This is a genomic window from Streptomyces sp. CRN 30, assembly GCF_034105845.1.
The window spans coordinates 13,048-36,443 of sequence record NZ_JAVRHI010000495.1 but is presented as its reverse complement, the minus strand read 5'-3'; the positions used below and the strand labels follow the sequence as shown (position 1 = coordinate 36,443).

The 23,396-nt window shown below is 72.8% G+C and carries 21 protein-coding genes; 8 read left to right on the top strand and 13 right to left on the bottom strand.

Going from position 1 to position 23,396, the window contains the following annotated elements; all coding sequences use genetic code 11:
* Window positions 1–43: 43 nt before the first annotated feature.
* Complete coding sequence (locus tag UW392_RS56635; protein WP_320783314.1) at window positions 44–1,234, bottom strand: glycerophosphodiester phosphodiesterase; 1,191 nt, start codon at window positions 1,232–1,234, stop codon at window positions 44–46.
* A gap of 406 nt (window positions 1,235–1,640) precedes the next feature.
* Here UW392_RS56635 and UW392_RS56630 point away from each other — a divergent pair, with 406 nt between their 5' ends.
* Window positions 1,641–2,333, top strand: coding sequence for a lysophospholipid acyltransferase family protein (locus UW392_RS56630; protein WP_414497578.1), 693 nt, complete (start codon window positions 1,641–1,643; stop codon window positions 2,331–2,333).
* A gap of 83 nt (window positions 2,334–2,416) precedes the next feature.
* Here UW392_RS56630 and UW392_RS56625 read toward each other — a convergent pair whose 3' ends face one another.
* From UW392_RS56625 to argH, 4 genes are all read right to left on the bottom strand, one after another.
* Entirely contained in the window at window positions 2,417–3,949 is a 1,533-nt protein-coding gene (locus UW392_RS56625; RefSeq protein WP_320783313.1) for an MFS transporter, read from the bottom strand.
* Entirely contained in the window at window positions 3,946–4,497 is a 552-nt protein-coding gene (locus UW392_RS56620; RefSeq protein WP_320783312.1) for a helix-turn-helix domain-containing protein, read from the bottom strand. The genes UW392_RS56625 and UW392_RS56620 overlap by 4 nt, the downstream gene beginning before the upstream one ends.
* Window positions 4,498–4,587: 90 nt before the next feature.
* Complete coding sequence (locus tag UW392_RS56615; protein ID WP_320783311.1) at window positions 4,588–5,538, bottom strand: aldo/keto reductase; 951 nt, start codon at window positions 5,536–5,538, stop codon at window positions 4,588–4,590.
* A gap of 98 nt (window positions 5,539–5,636) precedes the next feature.
* Complete coding sequence (gene argH / locus UW392_RS56610) at window positions 5,637–7,064, bottom strand: argininosuccinate lyase (protein WP_320783310.1); 1,428 nt, start codon at window positions 7,062–7,064, stop codon at window positions 5,637–5,639.
* 232 nt (window positions 7,065–7,296) lie between these two features.
* On the opposite strand from argH, the gene UW392_RS56605 reads away from it, so the two are divergent.
* From UW392_RS56605 to UW392_RS56585, 5 genes are all read left to right on the top strand, one after another.
* Complete coding sequence (locus UW392_RS56605) at window positions 7,297–7,884, top strand: pyridoxamine 5'-phosphate oxidase family protein (RefSeq protein ID WP_320783309.1); 588 nt, start codon at window positions 7,297–7,299, stop codon at window positions 7,882–7,884.
* A gap of 3 nt (window positions 7,885–7,887) precedes the next feature.
* On the top strand, window positions 7,888–8,595 hold the full coding sequence (locus UW392_RS56600; protein WP_320783308.1) for a L,D-transpeptidase family protein: 708 nt from the start codon (window positions 7,888–7,890) through the stop codon (window positions 8,593–8,595).
* Window positions 8,596–8,664: 69 nt separating this feature from the next.
* Entirely contained in the window at window positions 8,665–10,047 is a 1,383-nt protein-coding gene (locus UW392_RS56595; RefSeq protein WP_320783307.1) for a ferredoxin reductase family protein, read from the top strand.
* A 26-nt stretch (window positions 10,048–10,073) separates the two neighbouring features.
* Window positions 10,074–10,835, top strand: coding sequence for an FMN-binding protein (locus tag UW392_RS56590; protein WP_320783306.1), 762 nt, complete (start codon window positions 10,074–10,076; stop codon window positions 10,833–10,835).
* Between the two features lie 55 nt (window positions 10,836–10,890).
* Complete coding sequence (locus tag UW392_RS56585; RefSeq protein WP_414497577.1) at window positions 10,891–11,628, top strand: FAD:protein FMN transferase; 738 nt, start codon at window positions 10,891–10,893, stop codon at window positions 11,626–11,628.
* Window positions 11,629–11,826: 198 nt separating this feature from the next.
* Here UW392_RS56585 and UW392_RS56580 read toward each other — a convergent pair whose 3' ends face one another.
* The 6 genes from UW392_RS56580 to UW392_RS56555 form a co-directional block, all read right to left on the bottom strand.
* Window positions 11,827–12,378 carry an arginine repressor gene (locus tag UW392_RS56580; RefSeq protein ID WP_320783304.1) on the bottom strand — a complete coding sequence of 184 codons (552 nt, stop codon included), beginning with the start codon at window positions 12,376–12,378 and terminating at the stop codon, window positions 11,827–11,829.
* Between the two features lie 7 nt (window positions 12,379–12,385).
* Window positions 12,386–13,585 carry an acetylornithine transaminase gene (locus UW392_RS56575; protein ID WP_320783303.1) on the bottom strand — a complete coding sequence of 400 codons (1,200 nt, stop codon included), beginning with the start codon at window positions 13,583–13,585 and terminating at the stop codon, window positions 12,386–12,388.
* Window positions 13,582–14,502 (bottom strand): acetylglutamate kinase, encoded by a 921-nt coding sequence (gene argB, locus UW392_RS56570; RefSeq protein ID WP_320783302.1) that lies wholly within the window; start codon window positions 14,500–14,502, stop codon window positions 13,582–13,584. Before argB ends, UW392_RS56575 begins: the two co-directional genes overlap by 4 nt.
* Window positions 14,499–15,656 (bottom strand): bifunctional glutamate N-acetyltransferase/amino-acid acetyltransferase ArgJ, encoded by a 1,158-nt coding sequence (gene argJ / locus UW392_RS56565; protein WP_320783301.1) that lies wholly within the window; start codon window positions 15,654–15,656, stop codon window positions 14,499–14,501. The genes argB and argJ overlap by 4 nt, the downstream gene beginning before the upstream one ends.
* Window positions 15,653–16,681 (bottom strand): N-acetyl-gamma-glutamyl-phosphate reductase, encoded by a 1,029-nt coding sequence (gene argC / locus UW392_RS56560; protein ID WP_320783300.1) that lies wholly within the window; start codon window positions 16,679–16,681, stop codon window positions 15,653–15,655. Before argC ends, argJ begins: the two co-directional genes overlap by 4 nt.
* Before the next feature lie 235 nt (window positions 16,682–16,916).
* Entirely contained in the window at window positions 16,917–19,397 is a 2,481-nt protein-coding gene (locus UW392_RS56555; RefSeq protein ID WP_320783299.1) for an alpha-L-arabinofuranosidase C-terminal domain-containing protein, read from the bottom strand.
* 131 nt (window positions 19,398–19,528) lie between these two features.
* Here UW392_RS56555 and UW392_RS56550 point away from each other — a divergent pair, with 131 nt between their 5' ends.
* Window positions 19,529–19,972: a DUF6314 family protein gene (locus UW392_RS56550; protein WP_320783326.1), complete on the top strand. Its 444-nt coding sequence runs from the start codon at window positions 19,529–19,531 to the stop codon at window positions 19,970–19,972.
* A gap of 6 nt (window positions 19,973–19,978) precedes the next feature.
* Here the strand turns inward: UW392_RS56550 and UW392_RS56545 are convergent, their stop codons facing one another.
* The gene (locus UW392_RS56545; protein WP_320783298.1) at window positions 19,979–20,548 is read right to left on the bottom strand and encodes a histidine phosphatase family protein; all 570 of its coding nucleotides are present in this window, start codon (window positions 20,546–20,548) and stop codon (window positions 19,979–19,981) included.
* Between the two features lie 434 nt (window positions 20,549–20,982).
* Window positions 20,983–22,443 (bottom strand): PLP-dependent aminotransferase family protein, encoded by a 1,461-nt coding sequence (locus UW392_RS56540; protein ID WP_320783297.1) that lies wholly within the window; start codon window positions 22,441–22,443, stop codon window positions 20,983–20,985.
* Here UW392_RS56540 and UW392_RS56535 point away from each other — a divergent pair.
* Window positions 22,442–23,368: a DMT family transporter gene (locus UW392_RS56535; protein ID WP_320783296.1), complete on the top strand. Its 927-nt coding sequence runs from the start codon at window positions 22,442–22,444 to the stop codon at window positions 23,366–23,368. The two genes, UW392_RS56540 and UW392_RS56535, sit on opposite strands and share 2 nt — an antisense overlap.
* The last annotated feature ends 28 nt before the right edge of the window (window positions 23,369–23,396 follow it).

Genomic DNA, 23,396 nt, shown 5'->3' with positions numbered 1-23,396 from the left:
GTTGCCCGGGCGGCCAGATGTCACCCCAACCGGGGTGCGGTGCTCAGCTGTTGACGAAGTCCTCGCGGGCCAGCAGGCCGGTGTCCGGCTGGTCGGTGAAGATGCCGTCGATACCGGTGGCGAAGTAGGCCCGGTAGGCGCCGAAGACGTCGCCGTAGGCGTCCGCGTCGGTGCCCTCGCGGAACTCGGCGGGCAGGAAGGGATTCTCGTTGCGCAGCGTGTAGGGGTGCAGGATCAGTCCGGCCCGGTGCGCGTCGCGGACCAGCGTGGTGGGCTCGGTGAGCCGGCCGGCCGCGTCGCGCGGGATGACCAGGCCGAGGTCGGGACCGATGCCGTCGGCGTACGTGGCGATCTCCCGCAGCCCCTCGGGCGTGATGAGGTCGGCCACCGTGCGCGGGTCGCCGCTCCGCACGAAGTCCCAGGGGCGGCTGCCGGCGCCGGACAGCAGCACGGCGAGCGGGTTGCCGACCAGCTTGTTCATCCGCTGGATGCTGGTGGGCTCGAAGGACTGGACGATGACCGGCGAGTTCTTCTTGTCCTTGCCGTGCCCCCGCAGCAGCTTGGCGAGGCGCTCCTCGGTGGGCAGGCCCTGCTCGCGGAAGTAGGTGGGGTGCTTCAGCTCGGGGTAGATCCAGACCTGCTCGCCGCGGCTGCGGGTCTGCTCGTCCTGCCAGCGCAGCACCTCCTCGAAGGTCGGGATCTCCCAGCGCCCGTCGTAGAGGGTGTTGTGCGGGCGGTTGGCCGGGATGCGTTCGACGGCGCGGAGCGTCTTCAGCTCGGCGAGGGTGAAGTCCTCGGTGAACCAGCCGGTGGTGGCGGTGCCGTCCAGCGACTTGGTGCGCTTGCGGTCGGCGAACTCGGGGTGGTCGGCGACGTCCGTGGTACCGCCGATCTCGGGCTCGTGCCGGCAGACGAGGTGCCCGTCCTTGGTGGGGACGAGGTCACCGGCCTCGACGATGTGCGCGCCCATGTCGAGGGCGAGTTGGTACGAGCCGAGGGTGTGCTCCGGCCGGTAGCCGCTGGCGCCGCGGTGGCCGACGATCGTCGGCACGGGCAGGCTCTTCACACCGCCGCCGCTCTTGCCGCCGCCCTTGCCGCCGCCCTTGCCACTGCCGGTGGCCGCCGCCGTGCCGGACAGACCCAGTACCGCTCCGCCCGCGCCGAGCACCGCGGCGCCCAGGAGCGCCCGCCGCCCGGTGCCGCCCGCCCGCTCGTCCGGCTCCTGTGTTCCCATGAGCGTCTCCTGCCGTCGCGCCGTCAGATGCGGGCCGATCGTAGGGGCGCGTACATGACCAGAGGGAGACCTCGTGCGGAACACGGGGGTGACACGGGATGTCGTATGAGGCGCAGCCCTGCGTGGCCCACGGGCTGACGGTCCGTCGGCTTCGGCGGCGCCGGGGCGGGTACCCGGGCGCCGGACCGGTCTCCGGTCGGTGCGGGCGGACGGCACCGGCGGTGGAGGGGCGAGGTACGTCACACGTTCCGGGCGGGTTACCGGCGGGCTACGGCCCGCCACAGCAGGTGAACGCGCGTCAACACTGCGTAAGACCCTGGTGAACCCGACGTGCGCGCCCCCCGGCGCCGCGAGTAATGTCCTCACCTGCACAGACTGGTACCGCATTCCCGACACCACAGCCACACTGACACCGGAGGGCCCGTTGTCCCGCTTCGCGCTCATCAAGGCAGTGCTCGGTCCGATCATGCGCCTGATGTTCCGCCCACGGGTGGAAGGTGCGGAGAACATCCCGGGCGACGGCCCGGTGATCCTGGCCGGCAATCACCTGACCTTCATCGACTCGATCATCCTTCCCGTCGTCAACAAGCGGCAGGTCTGCTTCATCGGCAAGGACGAGTACGTCACCGGCAAGGGCCTGAAGGGCCGGCTGATGGCCTGGTTCTTCACCGGCGTCGGCATGATCCCGGTGGATCGCGACGGCGCCAACGGCGGTGTGGCGGCGCTGATGACCGGACGCCGGGTGCTGGAGGAGGGCCGGGTGTTCGGCATCTACCCGGAGGGCACCCGCTCCCCCGACGGCCGCCTCTACCGCGGCCGCACCGGCATCGCGCGGCTCACGCTGATGACCGGCGCGCCGGTCGTGCCGTTCGCGATGATCGGCACGGACAAGCTCCAGCCCGGCGGCCGGGGCCTCCCGCGGCCCGGCCGGGTCACGGTCCGCTTCGGCGAGCCGATGGAGTTCTCGCGGTACGAGGGGATGGACCGCGACCGCTACGTCCTGCGGGCGGTGACCGACTCGGTGATGACCGAGGTCATGCAGCTGTCCGGCCAGGAGTACGTGGACATGTACGCGACGAAGGCCCGCAAGGCCGCGTAGCGCGGCCCCCTCGACAGACGCCGACGGCGGACCGTTCCGAGAACGGTCCGCCGTCGGCGTCTGTGTGTGTGGGGGGGCCGGCGTCACTCGTGGGCCGGTGTGTCCTCCAGGCGCTGGCCGCGCAGCAGGAACCAGGCCGCCACCGCCGCGGCGAGGAGGACCGCCGCGCCGATGCCCGAGGCGAGGGCCAGTCCGTCGACGAAGGACTGGCGGGCGGCGTCCAGCAGGCTCGCGGCCGTGTCGGCCGGCAGGTGGGCGGCGGACTCCACGGCGCCGCCCAGTGACTCGTGCGCCGCGTCCGGGGTTCCGGCGGGGCCGGTGAAGTCGCGGTAGACGCCGGTCACGATGGAGCCGAGGAGCGCGATGCCGAGCGCGGCACCGAGTTCGTACGCCGTCTCGGAGACCGCGGAGGCGGTGCCCGCCTGGTCGTGGGGGACGCTGGAGAGGATCACGTCGGCGGTGACGGTGAAGGAGAACCCGGCGCCCAGGCCGACGACCAGCAGGGCCGTGCCGAGCAGCGGATAGCCGGTGTGCTGGCCGATGACGGTCAGCGCGGCGAGCGCGAGGCCCACGGCGGCCAGCCCGCCGGCGACCACGGCCCGTACCGAGAACCGCCGGGCGACGCGGCCCGCGATCAGACCGGCCACGACCGCGCCCACCGCGGCGGGCAGTTCGGCCAGGCCCGCCTCGAACGGCCGCCTGCCCTGCACCAGTTGTAGGTACTGGGAGAGGAAGAACACCAGCCCGGACAGGCCCAGCACGGTCAGCAGGTCGGCCAGGACCGCGCCGCTGAACCCCCGGCTGCGGAACAGCCGCATGTCCAGGAGCGGCACCGGCATCGCGAGCTGGCGGCGGACGAACACGTACAGGGCGGCGGCGCCCACGGTCCCGGCGGCCGCCGGGGCCCAGGCGAAGCCGTGCGCGGCGACCTCCTTGATCGCGTAGACGACACCGATGATGCCGACCAGGGACAGGACGACGCTGGCGGGGTCGAACGGGCCGGGGTTCGGGTTCTTCGACTCAGGCAGCAGCTTCACGCCGACGACGACCAGGACCGCCATCACCGGCAGGTTGATCAGGAAGACCGAGCCCCACCAGAAGTGCTCCAGCAGGAAGCCGCCGAGGATCGGGCCGACCGCGGTGCCGGCGGAGGCGGTGGCGCCCCAGATGCCGACGGCGAGACTGCGCTCGCGCGGGTCGTGGAAGAGGTTGCGGATCAGGGCGAGCGTGGCGGGCATCAGGGTGGCGCCGGCGACGCCCAGCAGCGCGCGGGCGAGGATCATCACCTCCGGCGTGTGCGCGTAGGCGTTGAGCACGGACAGCGCGCCGAACGCGGCGGCGCCGAGCAGCAGGATGCGCTTGCGGCCGATGCGGTCGCCGAGGCTGCCCATGGTGACGAGCAGTCCGGCGATGACGAAGGAGTAGACGTCACCGATCCAGAGCAGCTGGGTGCCGGAGGGGGCGAGGTCCTCGCTGATGTAGGGGGTGGCGAGACCGAGGACGGTGGCGTCGACGGCCACGAGCAGGACGGCCAGGACCAGGACGGAGAGCGCCAGCCACCGGCCGGGGCGCCGCAGCGTCCCGTCCGCGTCGGCCGGCCGCAGGGTGCTGCTCATGCTCGCTCTCTCCGTACGGCGCCGCCGAGCAGCAGCTCGGCGACCATGTGGGTGAAGTCGTTGCGGGCCACGCGGCCCTCGGTGACGGCCCAGGCGCCGGAGGCCAGCAGGCCGTAGAGCGCCTCGGTGAGCCAGGCGGGGGTCAGGTCGATACGGAACTCGCCTTGATCCTGACCCCGGCGGAACAGCGCCGCCAGCCGGGTGTCGATGCGCTGCCAGCCCTCGTTCACCGTGTCGCCCTCGAAGAGCTGGTTCTCGGTGTAGAGGAAGGCGAGCAGACCGGCGGCCGGTTCCACCGTCCGGATCAGCCGCCGTACGGCGTCGGTGGCGGGCCCCTCGTCCGGGCGGGCCGCGTCCAGCGCCGCCTCGCACTCGGCTATGCCCAGCTCCTCCAGCGCGCGCACCAGGGCGTCGCGTCCGGCGAAGTGGCGGTGGAGGGTGGCCCGGCTGATCCCGGCGGCCCGTGCGACCTCGTCCATGGTCGCGGTGGCTCTGCGCGTCAGCAGGGCCGCCGCCGTGCGCAGTACGTGGTCTCGGTCTACAGCCATGAGACAACAATAACCCGTATGAGACATTGATGTCTCATACGGGATGCCGAGCGCTCAGTGTCGGCGAACCGGCCGGAGCCGGCGCCGTGCTCAGTGCCAGGGCAGCTGCCCCCGCCGGGTCCAGTACGCGCGCGGGTCCTCGGTGAGCGCGGCGAGGCGGGCCGCCTGCTCGTCGTCGAGGCCGAGCGTCGCGGCGCGCAGGTTGGAGCCGAGCTGGTCGGAGGTGGCGGCGCCGGAGAGCACGGGGCCCGCCCAGGGCTGCCGCAGGACCAGCGCGAGGGCGACGGCGTCGGGGGTGGCGCCGGTCTCCTCGGCCACGGCCCGCAGCGCCTCCGGCGCGTCCGGACCGGCGAGGCGGCCGTTGGCCATGCCCTCCTTGACGATGACCGAGAGCCCGGCGGCGTGCGCCTCGGCGAGCGCGGGCCCGGCGGAGGTCTCCAGCGCGTTGTACGTCGACTGGACGGTACGGAAGAGGGGCGCGCCGTCGACGGTGACGGCGAGCGCGGCGCGGATCGCGTCGGCCTGGGCGGGGCCGCTGGTGGAGAAGCCGACGGCGACGCCGGTCGCGGCCAGTTCCGCGAGCCGGGCGTGCAGGTCCTTGTCGGTGAGGGCCGGGCTGTCGGGGGTCACCGAGTGGATCTGGTACAGGTCGAGCCGGTCGCCGAGCAGGGCGTCGGTCTCGGCGCGCTGCCGTTCGTAGGTGGCGAGGGAGTGGTCCTTGACCTCGTGCTTCTCGGCGTCGACGGACCAGTCGGCGGTGTACGTGTAGCCCCACTTGCTGCCGACGGTCACGTCGTCGGCGTCGGGGCGGGCGGCGAGCCAGCCGGCGAGGAACTCCTCGGCGCGGCCGTAGGAGCGGGCGGCGTCGAAGTAGCGGACGCCGGCCGCGTACGCGGCGTCGAGGAGTTCGTGGCTACGGGTGCGGAGCCTCTCCACGCTGCGGTTCTCGCCGAGGTCGGTGTCCCGGCCGAGGTTGATGTAGCCGGGGCGGCCTACCGCGGCCAGGCCGAGACCGAGGGATTTCTTGAGAGGGAGGGGCATCGCGGGTCCGTTCCGGTCGGCTTCGCTGGAGGTCGGCCCAACGTAACCCGCGATGCCGGTCGCCCCTGCGGGGGCACTGCTTCTTGCCCGCGGGGGCGCTACTTCTTGGCGTCGGACCAGACGTGCTGCTGCTCCACGTCCTTCTTCACCTCCGCCAGCTGGATCGCCACCGCGCTCGGGGCCGTGCCGCCCCTGCCGTTGCGGGAGGCGAGGGCGCCCTGGACGTCGAGGACCGTGCGGACCTCCGGGGTCAGGTGCGGGGAGATCTTGGCGAACTGCTCGTCGGTCAGCTCGTCCAGCTCCTTGCCCTCGGCCTCGGCGGCCTTGACGCACTCGCCGGCGACCTCGTGGGCGACCCGGAACGGCACGCCCTGGCGGACCAGCCACTCGGCGATGTCGGTGGCGAGCGAGAAGCCGGCCGGGGCCAGTTCCTCCATGCGCTCGCGGTGCACGGTGAGGGTGGCCATCATGCCGGTGAAGGCCGGGAGCAGGATCTCCAGCTGGTCGATGGAGTCGAAGACCGGCTCCTTGTCCTCCTGGAGGTCGCGGTTGTACGCGAGCGGCAGGGCCTTGAGCGTGGCCATCAGGCCGGTCAGGTTGCCGATGAGGCGGCCGGACTTGCCACGGGCCAGCTCGGCGATGTCCGGGTTCTTCTTCTGCGGCATGATCGAGGAGCCGGTGGAGAAGGCGTCGTGCAGGGTGACGAAGGAGAACTCCTTCGTGTTCCAGATGATGATCTCCTCGGCGATCCGGGAGACGTTGACGCCGATCATCGCGGTGATGAAGGCGAACTCGGCCACGAAGTCGCGGGAGGCCGTGCCGTCGATGGAGTTGGCGGCGCTGCCGTGCTCGAAGCCGAGGTCCGCGGCGACGGCCTCGGGGTCCAGGCCGAGCGAGGAACCGGCCAGGGCGCCCGAGCCGTAGGGCGACACGGCCGTGCGCTCGTCCCACTGGCGCAGCCGCTCGGCGTCCCGGGAGAGCGCCTGGGCGTGGGCGAGGACGTGGTGGGCGAAGAGCACCGGCTGGGCGTGCTGGAGGTGGGTGCGGCCGGGCATCGCCGTGTCCGGGTGGGCCTCGGCGAGGCCGACGAGCGCGTCCTGGAGGTCGGCGATCAGGCCGCCGACGGTCCGGGCGTGGTCGCGCAGGTACATCCGGAAGAGGGTCGCGACCTGGTCGTTGCGGGACCGGCCGGCCCGCAGCTTGCCGCCGAGGTCCGGGCCGAGCCGCTCCAGCAGGCCGCGCTCCAGGGCGGTGTGCACGTCCTCGTCGGCGATCGTGCCGGTGAAGTCACCGGACGCCACGTCCGCTTCGAGGCGGTCGAGGCCGTCGATCATGTGGGTCAGCTCGTCCTCGGTGAGCAGGCCCGCCTTGCGCAGCACGCGCGCGTGGGCGCGCGAACCGGCGATGTCGTAGGGCGCGAGGCGCCAGTCGAAGTGGACGGAGGCGGACAGCTTGGCCAGGGCCTCGGCGGGACCGTCCGCGAAACGGCCGCCCCAGAGCCGTACGTCACCGCTGTTGCTGCTCACTGGTCGCTCCTCGAAGCCGTCGATGTGCACCCCCTCCCACCATCGGAAGGTATGCATGAGTATGCAGGCGACCGCATGATTCGTCAATTTCAAGGGCGCGTGAACGATCGCACGCGCCCTCGCGTACCCCTGGGTGCCGTGGTCGTCCCGTCTCGCGCCGGCCGGGACGGCCACGGCGCGTGCTGGGAAAATACCCGGACAGACGGAGCCGCGGCAGCCATAATCGTTAGACATGGGAAAGACTTACGAGCGCATAGACGGCAGGCTCCGCACCTTCATCGAGTCGCAGCCCCTCTTCTTCACCGCCACCGCGCCCCTCGGCGCCGACGGCACGGTCAACCTCTCCCCCAAGGGCCTCACGGGTTCGTTCACGGTGCTCGACGAGCGCACCGTGGCCTACCTGGACTTCGCCGGCTCCAACGCCGAGACCATCGCCCACCTCCGGGAGAACGGCCGGATCACGCTGATGTGGTGCGCCTTCCAGGGCCCGCCGAACATCGTCCGCGTGCACGGCCGCGGCGAGCCCGTCTTCCGCGACGACCCCCGCTTCCCGGAGCTGGTCGCCCGCTTCCCGGACATCGACACCGCCTCGCACGGCCTGCGCGCGGTCATCGTCGTGACGGCGGAACTGATCCGCGACACCTGCGGCTACGCCGTGCCCTTCATGGCGTACGAGGAGGACCGCGAACTGCACGGCAAGCGGTTCGCCCGCGAGGACGACGCCTCCCTCGACGCGTACTTCACCAAGAAGGAGCACATCGCGGCCAGCCTGGACGGCCTTCCCGGGCTGCCTCTCCCGCTGCCGCCCTCTACGGTCTGAACCATGCGCCCCGGTGTCGTCGCCCTCGTCCTCGCCTCCGCCCTGCTGCCGGCCTTCGCCGCGCCGGTGCCGCAGGCTCCGCCCGGCCCGCTGCCCGCGCGGATGGCGGACACCGGCGACGGCACCCAGCTGATCACCGCGGTCGCCCCCGACACCTCCTCCACCACCGGCACCGTCACCTGGTGGGACCGCACGGACGGCGGCTGGGCCGAGGCCGGTTCCGCACCCGCCCGCTTCGGCGCGAACGGCCTGGCGGACGGCGAGACCCGCAGACAGGGCACGGACACCACCCCGACCGGCCTGTACGACCTCCCCTACGCCTTCGGGATCGAGGCGGCCCCCGCCGGGACCCGCTCCCGCTACCGCGCGGTGCGCGAGGACTCCTGGTGGTGCCAGGACAACGGCTCCCGCTCCTACAACCGCTGGACGGAGCCCCTCGCGGCCGACTGCGCCGCCGCCGAGGCCGAACACCTCGTCACCTACGGGACGCAGTACGCCCACGCCCTGGTCATCGGCTTCAACTACGACCGCCCGGTGCGCGGCCGCGGCGCGGGCATCTTCCTGCACGTCAACGGGGACGGCGCGACGGCCGGGTGCGTGTCGGTGCCGAGGGAGGCGATGCGGGCGCTGCTGACGTGGGCGGACCCGGCCGGGCGGCCGCACATCGCGATCGGCACCGCGGACGGGGACACGGCCGTCACCCGGTACTGAACCTACTGAACACTCGGCGGTCGCGGCACGTACCTCTGGGCCAAGGGTCTTGTCACCCACGGAGGAACCGTGACCACCACGCTCGCCGGCGGACGTGCCGCCCGCCGTCAGACGATGCGCCGCATCCGGCCGCGCCGCTCTCCTGCCGTCCCCCTGCTGCTCGCCGTGTGGGCGGGCGCGGCGGGCGTGTTGTGGCTGTGGTGGCGCAACACGCCCGCCATCTCCGACGACACCGGCCGGATCATGGGCGCGGGCCGGATCACCGGACTGCTCGCCGGATACCTGATGGCCCTGGTGGTGCTCCAGATGGCCCGGGTGCCCGCGCTGGAGCGCCGGGTCGGCTCCGACCGGGTCGCCCGCTGGCACGCCATGACCGGCCGCTACACGCTCTGCCTGGTCCTCGCGCACCTCTTCCTGATCATGTGGGGGTACGCGCTCCAGTCCGGCCGCGGCCTCGGGGACATCGTCGCGCAGACCGTCGACGCCGTGTACCAGCTCCCTGACATGGGCAAGGCCGCGATCGGCACCGGTCTGCTGCTCCTGATCGGGCTGCTGTCGGTCGGGCCGGTCCGGCGCCGCCTCCCCTACGACCTCTGGTACCACGTGCACCTGCTGACGTACGCGGCGGTGTTCCTGACCTTCTGGCACCAGCTGACCGCCGGGAACGACTTCGCCGTCGAGCCCGTCGCGCGGACCCTCTGGTACGCGCTGTACGGCTCGGTGACTGCGCTGGTCCTCTGGTACCGGATCGTCGCGCCGCTGCGCCTCAACCTGCGCCACCGGATGCGGGTGGCGGCGGTGATCGAGGAGACGCCCGGCATCGTGTCGGTGCTGATCTCCGGCCGGAAGCTGCACCGGATGGGCGCGGAGGCCGGGCAGTTCCTCCGCTGGCGGTTCATGGCGCCGGGGATGCGGTTCAGCTCGCACCCGTACTCGCTGTCGGCGGCGCCCCGTCCGGACACGCTGCGGATCACCGTGAAGGCGATCGGCGACCACAGTGCCCGGCTGCGGGAGCTGACGCCCGGTACGCGCGTGTGGGCGGAGGGCCCGTACGGGGCGCTGACCGCGCAGCGGCGCAGCCGCGGCAAGGTGCTGCTGGTCGCGGGCGGCGTCGGCATCACGCCGATGCGGGCGCTGTTCGAGACGCTGCCCGGCGCGTCCGGTGACATCACGCTGCTCTACCGCGCCAACAGCACACAGGACCTGGCGCTCTGGGACGAGCTGGCCGCGATCGCCGAGGAACGCGGCGCCCGGCTGATGTACGCCGTGAACAGTCCCGGCGGCGAGCGGCCTGACATCTCGGCGGAGTCGCTGACCCGCAAGATCCCGGACGTCGAGCGGCACGACGTGTTCCTGTGCGGGCCGCCCGGCTTCGCGCACTCCGTCTACGAGGCGCTGCGCGGCGCCGGGGTGCCCGCCCGCCGTATCCACCACGAGTCGTTCGAGATGTGAGCGAGAGTTCAGGAGCTGAGCGGAAGATGAAGAGGAGCCATCCCCTGCGGCGGGCCGTGCTCGTGGGCGCCGCGACCGTGTCCGGTGTCGTCCTGCTGCTGTCGCTGAAACCGGCCTCCGACCCTGGTTCGGCCGCCGCCGCGGGCGGTACGGCCCCGCCCGCGGCGGCCGGGTCGCCGCAGGGCGGTCAGGAGGCGGCGGGCGCCGGGACCGGCGACGCCGGTACGGTCCTCGGTGACGTGGTCAGCACCCAGTACGGGCCCGTGCAGGTCCGGCTGACGATGAGCGGCGGGAAGATCACGAAGGCGGAGGCGGTGCGGGCGCCGGAGGGCGGGCGCAGCGACCAGGTCACCGCCGACGCCGTACCGCGGCTCAACCAGGCCGCCGTCACCGCCGGGACCGCCGACATCGACGCCGTCTCCGGCGCCACCTACACCAGCGCCGGCTACAAGAAGTCTCTCCAGTCCGCGATCGACAAGGGCTCGGCGGCGGCGTCCGAACCGGCCGAGGAGCAGGCCCGTACCGTCACCGGTGAGGCCGTGCAGACCCAGTACGGGCCGGTGCAGGTGCGGGTCACCGTCGCGGGCGGAAAGGTCACGAAGGCCGAGGCGGTGCAGGCGCCGGAGGGCGGGCGCAGCAGCCAGGTCACCGCCGACGCCGTACCGCGGCTCAACCAGGCCGCCGTCACCGCCGGGACCGCCGACATCGACGCCGTCTCCGGCGCCACCTACACCAGCGCCGGGTACGAACAGTCCCTCCAGTCCGCGCTGGACCAGGCCGGTGGCTGACCCGGTGGCGGAGTCCGCCGAGGCGCCCGCCGCGGTGCGGCACGTGGAGGAGGCGATGGGCACGGTCTTCTCCTTCGACGTACGCGGCGGGGAACCCGGCGAGGTGCGGGCGGCGCTCGCGGAGGCGGTCGCCTCGCTGCACCGGGCCGACGAGGTGTTCAGTACGTTCCGCGCCGACAGCCACGTCTCGCGGCTGGCCCGGCACGAGCTGACCGTGGCGGAGTGTCCGCCCGAGGTCGGCGAGGTGCTGGCGCTGGCGGCCGAGGCGGAACGGGTGAGCGAGGGCTGGTTCAGCACCACGTACCGGGGTTCCCTCGATCCCACCGGCATCGTCAAGGGCTGGGCGGTGGAGCGCGCGGCGCGGCGGCTCGCGGCGGCCGGTGCGCGCGGGGTCAGCGTCAACGGCGGCGGGGACGTGCAGGTGATCGGCGTGCCAGGGGTCGGGCGGCCGTGGCGCGTCGGTGTCTCGGACCCCCTGCGTCCGGGCGGCCTGGCGGCCGTCGTCTCCGCCGCGGGGTCGGCCGAACTGGCGGTGGCGACGTCCGGGTCCGCGGAGCGGGGCGCGCATGTCCTCGACCCGCGCACGGGTCACTCCGCGGTGACCGACCTCGTCGCCGTGACGGTCGTCGCCCCCAGCCTCACCTGGGCCGACTGCTGGGCGACGGCGGCCTTCGCGATGGGCTCCCGCGCCGCCCTGCGCTGGCTGGAGTCCGTCCCCGACGCGGAGGCCCTCCTGATCACAGCGGGCGACGAGGTGAGATGCACGGGAGGCTTGGCAGCCCACCTGGGCTGAGGAAAGGCGGGCCACGCAGCCCGGCAGTTCGGGGTGCCGGGCTGCGCCCCGTAAGGGGCACGGGGCTGTATCGATAAGCGGCTCCGCCGCACGGGCGCGACCGATATGCGCCCCGTAAGGGGCCCGGGGCTGTATCGATGTGCGGCTCCGCCGCGCGGGCGCGACCAGCCACGACGCACCCGCACCCGACGAACTGCCTCAGTGCCCGTTCTGGTTCTGAGCCAGCCTCAGCAGATGATCGGCGAGCGCCTGACCCCCCGTCGGCTGACGACTGATCAGCATCACCGTGTCGTCCCCGGCGATCGTCCCGAGAATGTCGTGCAGCTCCGCCTGATCGATCGCCGAGGCGAGGAACTGCGCCGCCCCCGGCGGAGTCCGCAGCACCACGAGATTCGCGGAAGCCTCCGCGGAGATCAGCAGCTCCGCCGAGAGCCGCCGCATCCGCTCCTCCTTGGCCGACCCGCCCAGCGGCGCCCGGGGCGTCCGGAAACCCCCTTCGCTGGGCACCGCGTAGATCAGGTCCCCGTCGGTGTTCCTGATCTTCACCGCGTTCAGCTCGTCGAGGTCCCGGGAGAGCGTCGCCTGGGTGACGGTCAGCCCGTCGTCGGCGAGCAGCTTCGCGAGCTGGCTCTGCGACCGCACCGGTTGCCGGTTGAGGATGTCCACGATCCGGCGGTGGCGGGCGGTGCGGGTCTGCGGCACGGCGGGCCCGTTGGCCCCGGTGCCCTCGTGGTCCTGCGCCTGGCTCATCGTCGTCTCATTCTCCGGCTCGTCCGTCCCCGCCACTTGCGTCGTCCAGGATCCCGGGCAACGCCCCGAGGAACGCGTCCACCGCGTCGTCGCCGAGGGTCAGCGGCGGCATCAGCCGTACGACGTCGGGTGCCGGCGCGTTCACGAGGATCCCGGCGTCCTGGGCCGCCTGCTGCACCTGGGGTGCGAGCGGCCCGGTGAGCACGATACCGAGGAGCAGGCCCGCACCCCGGACGTGAGCGACCAGCGGGTGGCCGAGCGCCTCGATGCCGCCGCGCAGCCGCTCGCCCTGCCGCTTGACGTTCTCCAGCAGTCCGTCGTCGGCGATGGTGTCGAGGACGGCGAGTCCGGCGGCGCAGGCGACGGGGTTGCCGCCGAAGGTCGTGCCGTGGTGGCCGGGGCCGAGGAGGTCGGCGGCGCGGCCGAAGGCGACCGTCGCGCCGAGCGGCAGCCCGCCGCCGAGTCCCTTGGCGAGGGTGACGACGTCCGGCAGGACGCCCTCGTGGGCCTGGTACTCGAACCAGTGCCCGGTGCGGCCGACGCCGGTCTGCACCTCGTCCAGGACGAGCAGCGCGCCGTGCGCGGCGGTGATCGCGCGGGCCGCCTTGAGGTAGCCGGCCGGCGGCACGACGACACCGCTCTCGCCCTGGATCGGCTCGATGATCACCAGGGCGGTCTCGTCGGTGACGGCGGCGGCCAGCGCCTGCGCGTCACCGAAGGGGACGTGGGTGACGTCGCCGGGCAGCGGCAGGAACGGGTCCCGCTTGCCGGGCTGGCCGGTGAGGGCGAGGGCGCCCATGGTGCGGCCGTGGAAGCCGCCCTGGGTGGCGACCATGTGGGTCCGCCCGGTGAGCCGGCCGATCTTGAAGGCGCCCTCGTTGGCCTCGGCGCCGGAGTTGCAGAAGTAGACCTTGCCGTCCCGGCCGAAGTGCTGGAGCAGCCGTTCGGCGAGCGCGACGGGCGGCTCGGCGATGAAGAGGTTGGAGACGTGGCCGAGGGAGCCGATCTGCCGGCTGACGGCCTCGACGACCGCCGGGTGGGCGTGGCCAAGGGCGTTGACCGCGATGCCGCCGACGAAGTCGAGGTACTCCTTGCCGTCGGCGTCCCACAGCCGCTCGCCCGCGCCGCGCACCAGGGGCAGCCGGGGGGTGCCGTAGTTGTTCATGAGCGCGCCCTGCCACCGGGCGGTCAGCTCCTCGTTGCTCACTGCTCCCCCTCTTCCTTCTCTTCCTTCTCGTCCGGCACGACCATGGTGCCGATACCTTCGTCGGTGAAGATCTCCAGCAGGATCGAGTGCTGGACCCGGCCGTCGATGACGCGGGCGGTGGTGACGCCGTTGCGGACGGCGTGCAGGCAGCCCTCCATCTTGGGCACCATGCCGCTGGACAGCTCCGGGAGGAGTTTCTCCAGCTGGGTGGCGGTGAGGCGGCTGATCACCTCGTCGGAGTGCGGCCAGTCCTCGTAGAGGCCCTCGACGTCGGTGAGGACCATGAGAGTCTCGGCGCCGAGCGCCGCAGCGAGTGCCGCAGCCGCCGTATCAGCATTGACGTTGTAGACATGGTGATCGTCCTCGGAGCGGGCGATCGACGAGACGACCGGGATGCGGCCGTCGGCGAGCAGCGCCTCGATCGCGCCGGTGTCGATGTCGGTGATCTCGCCGACCCGGCCGATGTCGATCAGCTCGCCGTCGATCCGGGGCTGGTGCTTGGTGGCGGTCATGGTGTGCGCGTCCTCGCCGGTGATGCCGACGGCGAGCGGGCCGTGCCGGTTGAGCAGCCCGACCAGCTCGCGCTGGACCTGCCCGGCCAGGACCATCCGTACGACGTCCATGGCGTCCTCGGTGGTGACGCGCAGGCCCGCCTTGAACTCGCTGACGATGCCGTGCCGGTCGAGGGCGGCGCTGATCTGCGGGCCGCCGCCGTGCACGACGACGGGCTTGAGGCCGGCGTGCCGCAGGAAGACGACGTCCTGGGCGAAGGCCGACTTCAGCTCGTCGTTCACCATGGCGTTGCCGCCGAACTTGATGACGACGGTCTTGCCGGCGTGCCGCACGAGCCAGGGCAGTGCCTCGATCAGGGTCTGGGCCTTGGGGAGGGCGGTGTGCTTCCGCGTGGGGGTGCTCATGACGAGTAGGCGCTGTTCTCGTGGACGTAGTCGGCGGTGAGGTCGTTGGTCCAGATGGTGGCGGTCTCGGTGCCGGCTGCCAGGTCGGCGACGATGTGCACCTCGCGGTAGCGCATGTCGACCTGGTCGCGGTCCTCGCCGACACCGCCTTCCTTGCAGACCCAGACGCCGTTGATGGCGACGTTGAGCCGGTCGGGCTCGAAGGCGGCCTTCGTGGTGCCGATGGCGGACAGGACGCGGCCCCAGTTGGGGTCCTCGCCGTGGATGGCGCACTTGAGGAGGTTGTTGCGGGCGATGGAGCGGCCCACCTCGACGGCGTCGTCCTCGCTCGCGGCGTTGACGATCTCGACCTTGATGTCCTTGCTGGCGCCCTCGGCGTCCCGGATGAGCTGCTGTCCGAGGTCGTCGCAGACGGTCCGTACGGCCTCGGCGAACGCGGCGTACTCGGGGGTGACCCCGGAGGCGCCCGAGGCGAGGAGCAGCAAGGTGTCGTTGGTGGACATGCAGCCGTCGGAGTCGACGCGGTCGAAGGTGACGCGGGTGGCGTCGCGCAGCGCCCGGTCCAGTACCTCGGCCTCCAGGTCGGCGTCGGTGGTGAGGACGACGAGCATGGTGGCGAGGCCGGGGGCGAGCATGCCCGCGCCCTTGGCCATGCCGCCGACGGTCCAGCCGGCCTCGCTCGTGACGACGGACGTCTTGTGCACGGTGTCGGTGGTCTTGATGGCGATGGCGGCCTTCTCGCCGCCGTGCTCGCTCAGCTTGCCCGCGGCCGTCTCGATGCCCGGCAGCAGCTTGTCCATGGGGAGGAGCACGCCGATGAGTCCGGTCGAGCAGACGGCGACCTCGCCCGCGCCGATGGAGCCGAGGACCTCGGCGACCTTCTCGGCGGTGGCGTGGGTGTCCTGGAAGCCCTTGGGTCCGGTGCAGGCGTTGGCGCCGCCGGAGTTCAGGACGACGGCTGCCACCTCGCCGCTCTTGAGGACCTGCTCGGACCAGAGGACCGGCGCGGCCTTGACGCGGTTGGAGGTGAAGACGCCCGCGGCGGCGCGGCGGGGTCCGGTGTTGACCACGAGGGCCAGGTCGGGGTTGCCGTTCTGCTTGATCCCGGCGGCGATGCCCGCCGCCGTGAATCCCTTGGCTGCCGTCACACTCACGGCGCGACTCCGATCGTGGTCAGTCCCGTGGTCTCGTCGAGACCCAGGGCGATGTTCATGCTCTGGACGGCACCGCCCGCGGTGCCCTTGGCCAGGTTGTCGATGGCGCTGATGGCGATGATCCGGCCCGCGGCGGCGTCGTGCGCGACCTGCACCGCCACGGCGTTCGAACCGTAGACGGACGCCGTCGCGGGCCACTGCCCCTCGGGCAGCAGGTGGACGAAGGGCTCGTCGGCGTACGCCTTCTCGTAGGCGGCGCGGAGGGACTCGGCGCTCACCCCGGCCTTCGCCTTCGCGCTGCACGTGGCGAGGATGCCGCGGGGCATCGGCGCGAGCGTCGGCGTGAAGGAGACGGAGACCCGCTCCCCCGCCGCCGCGCTGAGGTTCTGGATCATCTCGGGGGTGTGCCGGTGGACACCGCCGACGCCGTACGGGGTCATGGAGCCCATGACCTCGCTGCCCAGCAGGTGCGGCTTGGCCGCCTTGCCCGCGCCGGAGGTGCCGGAGGAGGCGACGATCACGGCCTCGGGCTCGGCGAGCGCGGCGGCGTACGCCGGGAAGAGGGCGAGGGAGACGGCGGTCGGGTAGCAACCGGGCACCGCGACGCGCTTGGACCCCTCCAGCGCACCGCGGCCACCCGGCAGTTCGGGAAGGCCGTAGGGCCAGGTCCCGGCGTGCGGGGAACCGTAGAAGGTCTCCCAGTCGCCGGCGTCCGCCAGCCGGAAGTCGGCGCCCATGTCGATCACGAGGACGTCCGGTCCGAGCTGGTCGGCGACGGCGGCGGACTGCCCGTGCGGCAGCGCGAGGAAGACGACGTCGTGCCCGGCGAGCACCTCGGGCGTCGTCGCCTCCAGCACCCGGCCGGCCAGCGGCGGCAGGTGCGGCTGGAGCGCGCCCAGCCGCTGCCCGGCGTTGCTGTTGCCGGTGAGGGCACCGATCTCGATCTCGGGGTGGGTCAGGAGCAGACGCAGCAGCTCTCCGCCCGCGTATCCACTCGCCCCGGCCACCGCCGCACGTACCACCATGGAATATGCCTCCTCCTAGGAGGCATGACTATACGTTGCCATGCACGTTTATGCAATCCCTCATCGGTGCCGCAGGGCACACTCGGCCCAGACAGTCCTGCCCGGCCCCACCCGGTCGCGAACGCCCCAGCGGACGGAGCAGATGGAGCGCCCGTCCTTGTCCGGGATTCGAAAGACGGTCAGCGCCAGGCGCTGACCGTCTCCCTCGACGCCTGGTCGGCGTCTGTGACGTTGGCTACCGCTTGATCCGCAGGAACGTCACCGAGTTCGCCGGGAACGTGTACGAGAACTCCGCCGCCACCCCGGAGAAGGTCGACGTCACCGGGGTCACCGGGGCGTCCGTCTCGGTGTTCACCTCGTCCTGGCCGGCGGCCAGAGTGGTGACCTTCGCCCGGGAGGCGACCTTCGCGCCGCCGAGGTCGATCGCCGTGCGGGCGGCCGTGTCCTGCGCGTTGACGACCTTGACGATCAGGTCGCCGGTGCGCTCGTCCTCGGTGACGACCTGCCGGAACGGCTCGGCCGGCTTGTCGTCGGTGAAGCTGCCCCACTCCTCGCCGTCGAGGTAGAGGGTGACCTGGCGGCCCCGGACCTTGACGTCGATGTCGTAGGCGCGGCCGGTCTCGACCGACCCGGCCTTGGAGATCAGCGTCGACTTGCCGCCGTCCACGGCCTGCTCGACGGCGGACTGGGTGTTGTTCCAGCCGCCCAGGTTCCACCAGTAGTAGTTGCCGGTGTCCTTGACGCCGAAGGCGACGAGGAAGCCCTCCTTGCCGGCCTTCTTGGTGGCCTCCACATGCAGGTCGTAGTTCTGCCAGGCGGGGTCGCCGGCGGTGACCAGGGTGTTCTCGGCGGCCTCGTCGCTCTGTACGTACTGGCCGTCCTGAACGCTCCAGCTGCCGCTGCCGGACCCGGTCCACTGCCCCGCGCCGGCGGAGAAGTCGTCGCTCAGCAGCGTCTCCCCGTCGGCGGAGGTGACCTTCACGTCGTCGTACGCCGCGCTGGTCGCCCACGTCGACAGGCCGACGGCGCCGGTGATGGGGCCACTGACGCCGGGGGTGGTGGTGGCCGTGGACGGGACGACGCGGTCACCCGTGTTGTTCATGAAAAGCTTCTGGACCTCGTAGTTGGTCGAGTTCCAGGAGGCCCGGTTGTTGAACCAGATGAGGTCCGGGCGCCACTGCACGTAGTCCTCGTTGGCGAGCAGCGGCGCGTACGAGGCGAGCTTGACGACGTCCGCGTTGCGCTCGAGGCCGGTCATGTAGGCGGCCTCGGACAGGGCGTTCTTCCAGGCGTTGCCCTGGGAGGCGTACTCGCCGAGGAAGACCTTGGGACCGTTTCTGTCATAGCTGTCGTAGCGGTCGTTGTTCTGGAGGAACCACTGCGGGCTGTTGTAGTAGTGCTCGTCGACCAGGTCGACGCCGGCCTCGCGGTTGAGCTTCCACAGGGTGTCGAAGGTGGTGCCGGTGTCGTCCGGGCCGGAGTTGGAGACGACGGTGATGTCCGGGTACTTCTCCTCGATCGCGGCGCGGAACTTCTCGAAGCGGGTGAAGTACGCCTCGGGGAGGTTCTCCTCGTTGCCGACGGCGAGGTGGGTCAGGCCGAAGGGCTTGCGGTGGCCCATCTCGGCGCGGAGCCTGCCCCAGGTGGAGGTGGCGGGGCCGTTGGCGAACTCGATGAGGTCCAGGGTGTCCTGGATGTGCCGCTTCAGCAGCGCCTCGTCGTCGGTGGCCTTGTTCTGGCCGCAGCCGGTGACCAGGGCGGGGACGACGGGCAGCGGCATGGCGCCGATGTCCTCGGCGAAGCGGAAGTACTCGTAGTAGCCGAGGCCGTAGCTCTGGTTGTAGCCCCAGAAGTTGGCGTTGGTGGCGCGCTCCTCGACCGGCCCGACGGTGTCCTTCCACTGGTAGGACCGCTTGCGCTGGTAGCCGCTCGCCTCGCTGTAGTCCTCCATGGAGCCGGTGTTGACCAGGCAGCCGCCGGGGAAGCGGACGAAGCCGGGGTCCAGCGCCTCGATCTTCTCGGCGAGGTCCTTGCGCAAGCCGTTGGACTGGCCCTTGTAGGTGTCGCGCGGGAAGAGGGAGACCATGTCGAGGGCGGTGGCGGCGGAGGAGGCGACCGCGAGCCGGCCGCGGTTGCTGGTGCGGGTGGCGGTGAAGGTCGCCGTGTACTTGCGCCAGCCGCCCTCCACGGCGACCTGGCGCGCGGTGGCGAGGGTGCCGGCCGCGTCCTTCAGGCCGACGGTGAGGGTGGTGCCGGACCCGGCGCGGGCCCAGACGGAGAAGTCGTACCGCTTGCCCTGCTCGACGCGGATGCCGGTGTTGTATCCGGCGTTGGTGACGGACGAACCCGCGCCCAGCGCCAGGTAGGTGCGGTTGCGCTCGTTGAGCCGGCCGGTGTCGTCGACGGCCTCCGCGGTGCCGTCGACCGTCCACGAGGTCAGCGGGGTGTACGAGGCGTTGTCGGCGGTGGAGTACTCGAAGGACCGGTTCTGCACCAGCTCGGCGTAGAGACCGCCGTCGGCCGCGCGGTTGATGTCCTCGAAGAAGACGCCGTACATGGTGTCGTCGATGGCCGCGCCCCGGGCGTCCGGGTCGACGGTGATGGCGTAGTCCGCGACCGCCTCGGCGTGCGCGGGGGCGGGGAGCAGGGCGGTGGCGGTCAGGAGGGCCGTCGCGGTCAGACCGAGTCTGAGACGGTGGCGGTGCGTGCGTGACATGGATACTCCGCGGCTCTGGTCGAAATATCGGACATCGATCAGCACTTCGAACGGCAAGATAGGGAGGTGACCGGAGAGCGTCAATGGGGCGTGCGGGGGCGGGCGGTCCGGCAGGGGCGGAGGGCATGACGATGGGCGAGTTCTGGCCGGTACGGGATGTACTGGCGCACCTGGCCGGGAGCTGGCGGGTGGCGCGGACGGTGCGGGACCTCGCGAGCGGGGACGAGGGGCGGTTCGAGGGCACGACGGTCTTCCGGCCGCTGGACGACGAGGACGGGCTGCTGCACCTGGAGTCGGGGACGTTCACCTGGCAGGGCGTGGCCCGGCGCGCCGAGCGGACGCTGCGGTTCCTGCCGGGCGGCTCGCCGGGCACGGCGGACGTGCGGTTCGCGGACGGCCGGTTCTTCCACGACCTCGACCTGGCCTCGGGCCGGTACGTCGCCGACCACCCCTGCGCCGCCGATCTGTACCGCGGCGAGTTCACGGTGCGCGACGCGGACCACTGGCGCACGGTGTGGCGCGTGGGCGGTCCGGCCAAGGACCTGCTGCTCACCACCGACTACGTACGGGAGTAGCGCGGGTCAGCCGTCGAAGCGCAGCGCCCAGCGGCCCGCGCCGCCGGTGACGGCCGCCGTCGCCAGGGGGCGTACGTCGATGCTCCAGTACGTCGCGGGCGGCGCGCCCAGTACGTACACCAGCGCGGCGCGGATCACGGCCGGTTCGGCGACGGCGACGACGCGGTCGCCGTCCTCGGCGGGGCGGGTGTCGAGCCAGTCGCCGACGCGGCCGATGAACGCGAGCAGCGATTCACCGCCGTGCGGGGTGGCGCGCGGGTCGGCCAGCCAGAGGTCCACCGCCTGCGGCTCGCTGGCCATCGCCTCGCCCAGCGTCAGTCCGCGCCAGCGCCCCATGTCGCAGTCGCGCAGGGCGGGCTGCACGAGCGGGGCGTAGCCGAGGCCCTCGCCGGTGGCCCGCGCGCGGGGCGCGGGTGAGCAGTAGCGGAGTTCGGCCACCGCGAGCGGCAGCAGCCAGGGGGAGGCCCGCCGGACCCGTTCCCAGCCCTCCCGGTCCAGCGGCCGGTCGTCCTCGAACCGCTCCGCGGGCGCCGGCGAGTTGCGGGCGGCCGCGACGAACGTGACGCGCAGCGACATGCCGCGATCGTGAGCCGCGGTGGTACGCGGGTCAAGGGTGTTACCAGGTGTCACCGAAAGTGGCGCACGGAACACCGAGGGCGACTCGCGGCGGTCACGGCCCGGAGGCCCGGATTCCCACCGGCCGCCCGGCGACCCCGGCGCCTCTCGTTTCGTCCGGCCGCCCCGGCGCCCCAAGCTCCGTCCGGCCGCCCGGCGACCCCCGGGCTCTCACGCTCCGTCCAGCCGCCCCGGCGCCCCAGATCGCCTCCGGCGGCCCCGGCACCCACCCGGCCGCCATGACGCCTCACGCTCCGTCCGGCCATCCGGCGGCCCCGGCGCCTCACGCTCCGTCCGGCCGACCGGCGACCCCGGCCCCTCACGCTCCGTCCGGCCGCCCCGGCCCCCCAAATCGCCTCCGGCGGCCCCGGCACCCACCCGGCCGCCATGACGCCTCACACTCCGTCCGGTCGGCCGGCCACCTCTTCGCGGGCCGCGCGCAGGCGTCGTACGCCCTCGGTGACCTCGCTCGTGCCGGCCACCGCGGCGAAGCTCAGGCGGAGGTGGCCGGCCGGGGGCTCGGCGCTGAAGTAGGGGCGGCCGGGCGTGAGGGCGACTCCCTGGCGCAGGGCGGCGGCGGCCAGCGCGGACTCGCCGGTGTCGTCGGGCAGGCGCAGCCAGAGGTGGTAGCCGCCGGACGGGACGTGCGGCAGGACCAGTTCGGGCAGGTGGGCGAGGAGCGCGGAGGTCATCGCGTCCCGGCGGGTGCGCAGTTCGGCGGAGATCGTCCGCAGGTGACGCGGCCACGCGGGCGAGCCGACCAGTTCCAGCGCGGCCTCCTGGAGCGGTCGCGGTACGAAGAAGCTGTCTACGACCTGGATGGCGCGCAGCCGCCGCAGTACCGGGCCGCGGGCGACGAGGGCGCTCACCCGGAAGCTCGGTGAGGCCGCCTTGGTCAGCGAGCAGACGTGGACGACGACGCCGTCCGGGTCGTCGGCGACGAGCGGACGCGGCAGCGGCCCGGCGTCCTCGTGCACCAGCCGCCGTACGAAGTCGTCCTCGACGACGAACGCGCCCGCCGCCCGCGCGATCCGCAGCACCTCACCGCGCCGCTCGGCGGAGAGCACCGCGCCGGTCGGGTTCTGGAACAGCGGCTGGCAGACGAGGACCCGGGCGCCGGTGGCGCGGAAGGCGTCGGCGAGCAGGGCGGGGCGCACCCCGTCCGGGTCCACCGGGACGGGCACGGGCCGCAGTCCGGAGGAGCGGGCGATGGCCAGCATGCCGGGGTAGGTCGGCGACTCGACGAGAACGGGCGCGCCGGGCGGGGCGAGCGCGCGCAACGCCGTGGTCAGCGCGGACTGGCCGCCGGCGGTGATCAGCACCTCGGCGGCGGTCACGGTCCCGCCGGGTCCGCCGATGGCGCGCGCGAACCACTCGCGCAGCTCCGGCAGGCCCTCCATCGGCGGCCGTCCCCACGCGCCGGGCCGCCGGCCGGCCCGGGAGAGGGCCGCCGCGAGGGCCCGCTCCGGCTGGAGCGAGGGGTGCAGGTAGCCGCCGTTGAACTCGATGACGCCGGGCGGCGGTGCGGCAAGCGACACAAGGACCCCGGAGGCGTCCACCGAACGCGGTACGAGGTCGGCGGCGCCGTCCGCGCTGAGGGCGACCTCCTGCCAGGAGGTGTCCCCGCCGGGCGCGGCCGGGAGACGGACCTCGGCGCGGAACGCCCCGGCGCCGGGGCGGGTGACGACCAGCCCCTCGGCGGCGAGCTGCGCCAGCGCCCGGGAGACGGTCACCGGGCTCACCCGGAACCGGTCGACGAGGGCCCGGCTCGACGGGAGCTTTCCACCTGGGGAGTAGCGGTCCAGCTCCTGCCGCAGCCTGCTCGCCAGGTCATCGACGCTGCTACGCTCATGCATGAGAGCACAGAGTAGCGCTACCGAAATATCGGCGATAGCGGTCGGCAAGCCGGACGGGACCGCCGCAGGAGCCGCCGCCGGGACCGTGCAGGCCGCGCTCGGCGTCGTCGCCTTCTCGCTCACCTTCCCCGCCACCGCCTGGGGCCTGGAAGGCTTCGGGACCTGGTCCCTGGTCGCCGTGCGCAGCGTCCTCGCCGCCGTCATCGCGGGCGGCTGCCTGCTGGCGCTGCGGGTGCCGCTGCCGGAGCGGCCGCACCGGTCCGGGCTCGCGGTGGTCGGCGCGGGCGTCGTCCTCGGTTTCCCGCTGCTGACCACGCTGGCGCTGCGGACCTCCACCACCGCGCACGCCGCCGTGGTGGTCGGGCTGCTGCCGCTGACGACGGCCCTGTTCTCCGCGCTGCGGGTCGGGACCCGTCCCTCGCGGACCTTCTGGACGGCGGCGCTGGCGGGCGCGGCGGCCGTGGTCGCCTTCACCGTGCAGCAGAGCGGCGGGGCGCTGACGGCGGCGGACGCCTACCTCTTCGCGGCGCTGCTGGTGTGCGCGGCCGGGTACACCGAGGGCGGCCGGCTGGCGCGGGTCATGCCGGGCTGGCAGGTGATCGGCTGGGCGCTGGTGCTGTGCCTGCCGCTGACGGTGCCCGCGACGGCCGTGGCGCTGTCCCTCGAGCCGGTGGAGCTGACCGCGCACAGCGTGACGGGGCTGCTGTGGGTGGCGGTCGGCTCGCAGTTCCTCGGCCTGGTCGTCTGGTACCGGGGCATGGCCGCGATCGGCATCCCCAAGGCCAGCCAGCTGCAACTGGCGCAGCCGCTGCTGACCCTGGTGTGGTCGGTGCTGCTGCTGGGCGAGCAACTGCCGGTGGCCGCCCCGCTGACGGCAGCGGCGGTACTGGTCTGCATCGCCGTCACCCAGCGGTCGCGGGGCTGAGCGGCGTCCGCCGACCCATGTCCGGCGG

Excerpts from the sequence above, each read along its gene's own strand:
- UW392_RS56580 (WP_320783304.1), bottom strand. The coding sequence starts at position 12,378 with ATGAGCCAGGCGCAGGACCACGAGGGCACCGGGGCCAACGGGCCCGCC.
- argB (WP_320783302.1), bottom strand. The coding sequence starts at position 14,502 with ATGAGCACCCCCACGCGGAAGCACACCGCCCTCCCCAAGGCCCAGACC.
- UW392_RS56540 (WP_320783297.1), bottom strand. The coding sequence starts at position 22,443 with ATGCATGAGCGTAGCAGCGTCGATGACCTGGCGAGCAGGCTGCGGCAG.
- UW392_RS56600 (WP_320783308.1), top strand. The coding sequence starts at position 7,888 with ATGCGCCCCGGTGTCGTCGCCCTCGTCCTCGCCTCCGCCCTGCTGCCG.
- UW392_RS56585 (WP_414497577.1), top strand. The coding sequence starts at position 10,891 with ATGGGCACGGTCTTCTCCTTCGACGTACGCGGCGGGGAACCCGGCGAG.
- UW392_RS56620 (WP_320783312.1), bottom strand. The coding sequence starts at position 4,497 with ATGGCTGTAGACCGAGACCACGTACTGCGCACGGCGGCGGCCCTGCTG.
- UW392_RS56605 (WP_320783309.1), top strand. The coding sequence starts at position 7,297 with ATGGGAAAGACTTACGAGCGCATAGACGGCAGGCTCCGCACCTTCATC.
- UW392_RS56615 (WP_320783311.1), bottom strand. The coding sequence starts at position 5,538 with ATGCCCCTCCCTCTCAAGAAATCCCTCGGTCTCGGCCTGGCCGCGGTA.
- UW392_RS56535 (WP_320783296.1), top strand. The coding sequence starts at position 22,442 with ATGAGAGCACAGAGTAGCGCTACCGAAATATCGGCGATAGCGGTCGGC.
- UW392_RS56555 (WP_320783299.1), bottom strand. The coding sequence starts at position 19,397 with ATGTCACGCACGCACCGCCACCGTCTCAGACTCGGTCTGACCGCGACG.
- UW392_RS56590 (WP_320783306.1), top strand. The coding sequence starts at position 10,074 with ATGAAGAGGAGCCATCCCCTGCGGCGGGCCGTGCTCGTGGGCGCCGCG.
- argC (WP_320783300.1), bottom strand. The coding sequence starts at position 16,681 with ATGGTGGTACGTGCGGCGGTGGCCGGGGCGAGTGGATACGCGGGCGGA.
- UW392_RS56635 (WP_320783314.1), bottom strand. The coding sequence starts at position 1,234 with ATGGGAACACAGGAGCCGGACGAGCGGGCGGGCGGCACCGGGCGGCGG.
- UW392_RS56545 (WP_320783298.1), bottom strand. The coding sequence starts at position 20,548 with ATGTCGCTGCGCGTCACGTTCGTCGCGGCCGCCCGCAACTCGCCGGCG.
- UW392_RS56550 (WP_320783326.1), top strand. The coding sequence starts at position 19,529 with ATGGGCGAGTTCTGGCCGGTACGGGATGTACTGGCGCACCTGGCCGGG.
- UW392_RS56625 (WP_320783313.1), bottom strand. The coding sequence starts at position 3,949 with ATGAGCAGCACCCTGCGGCCGGCCGACGCGGACGGGACGCTGCGGCGC.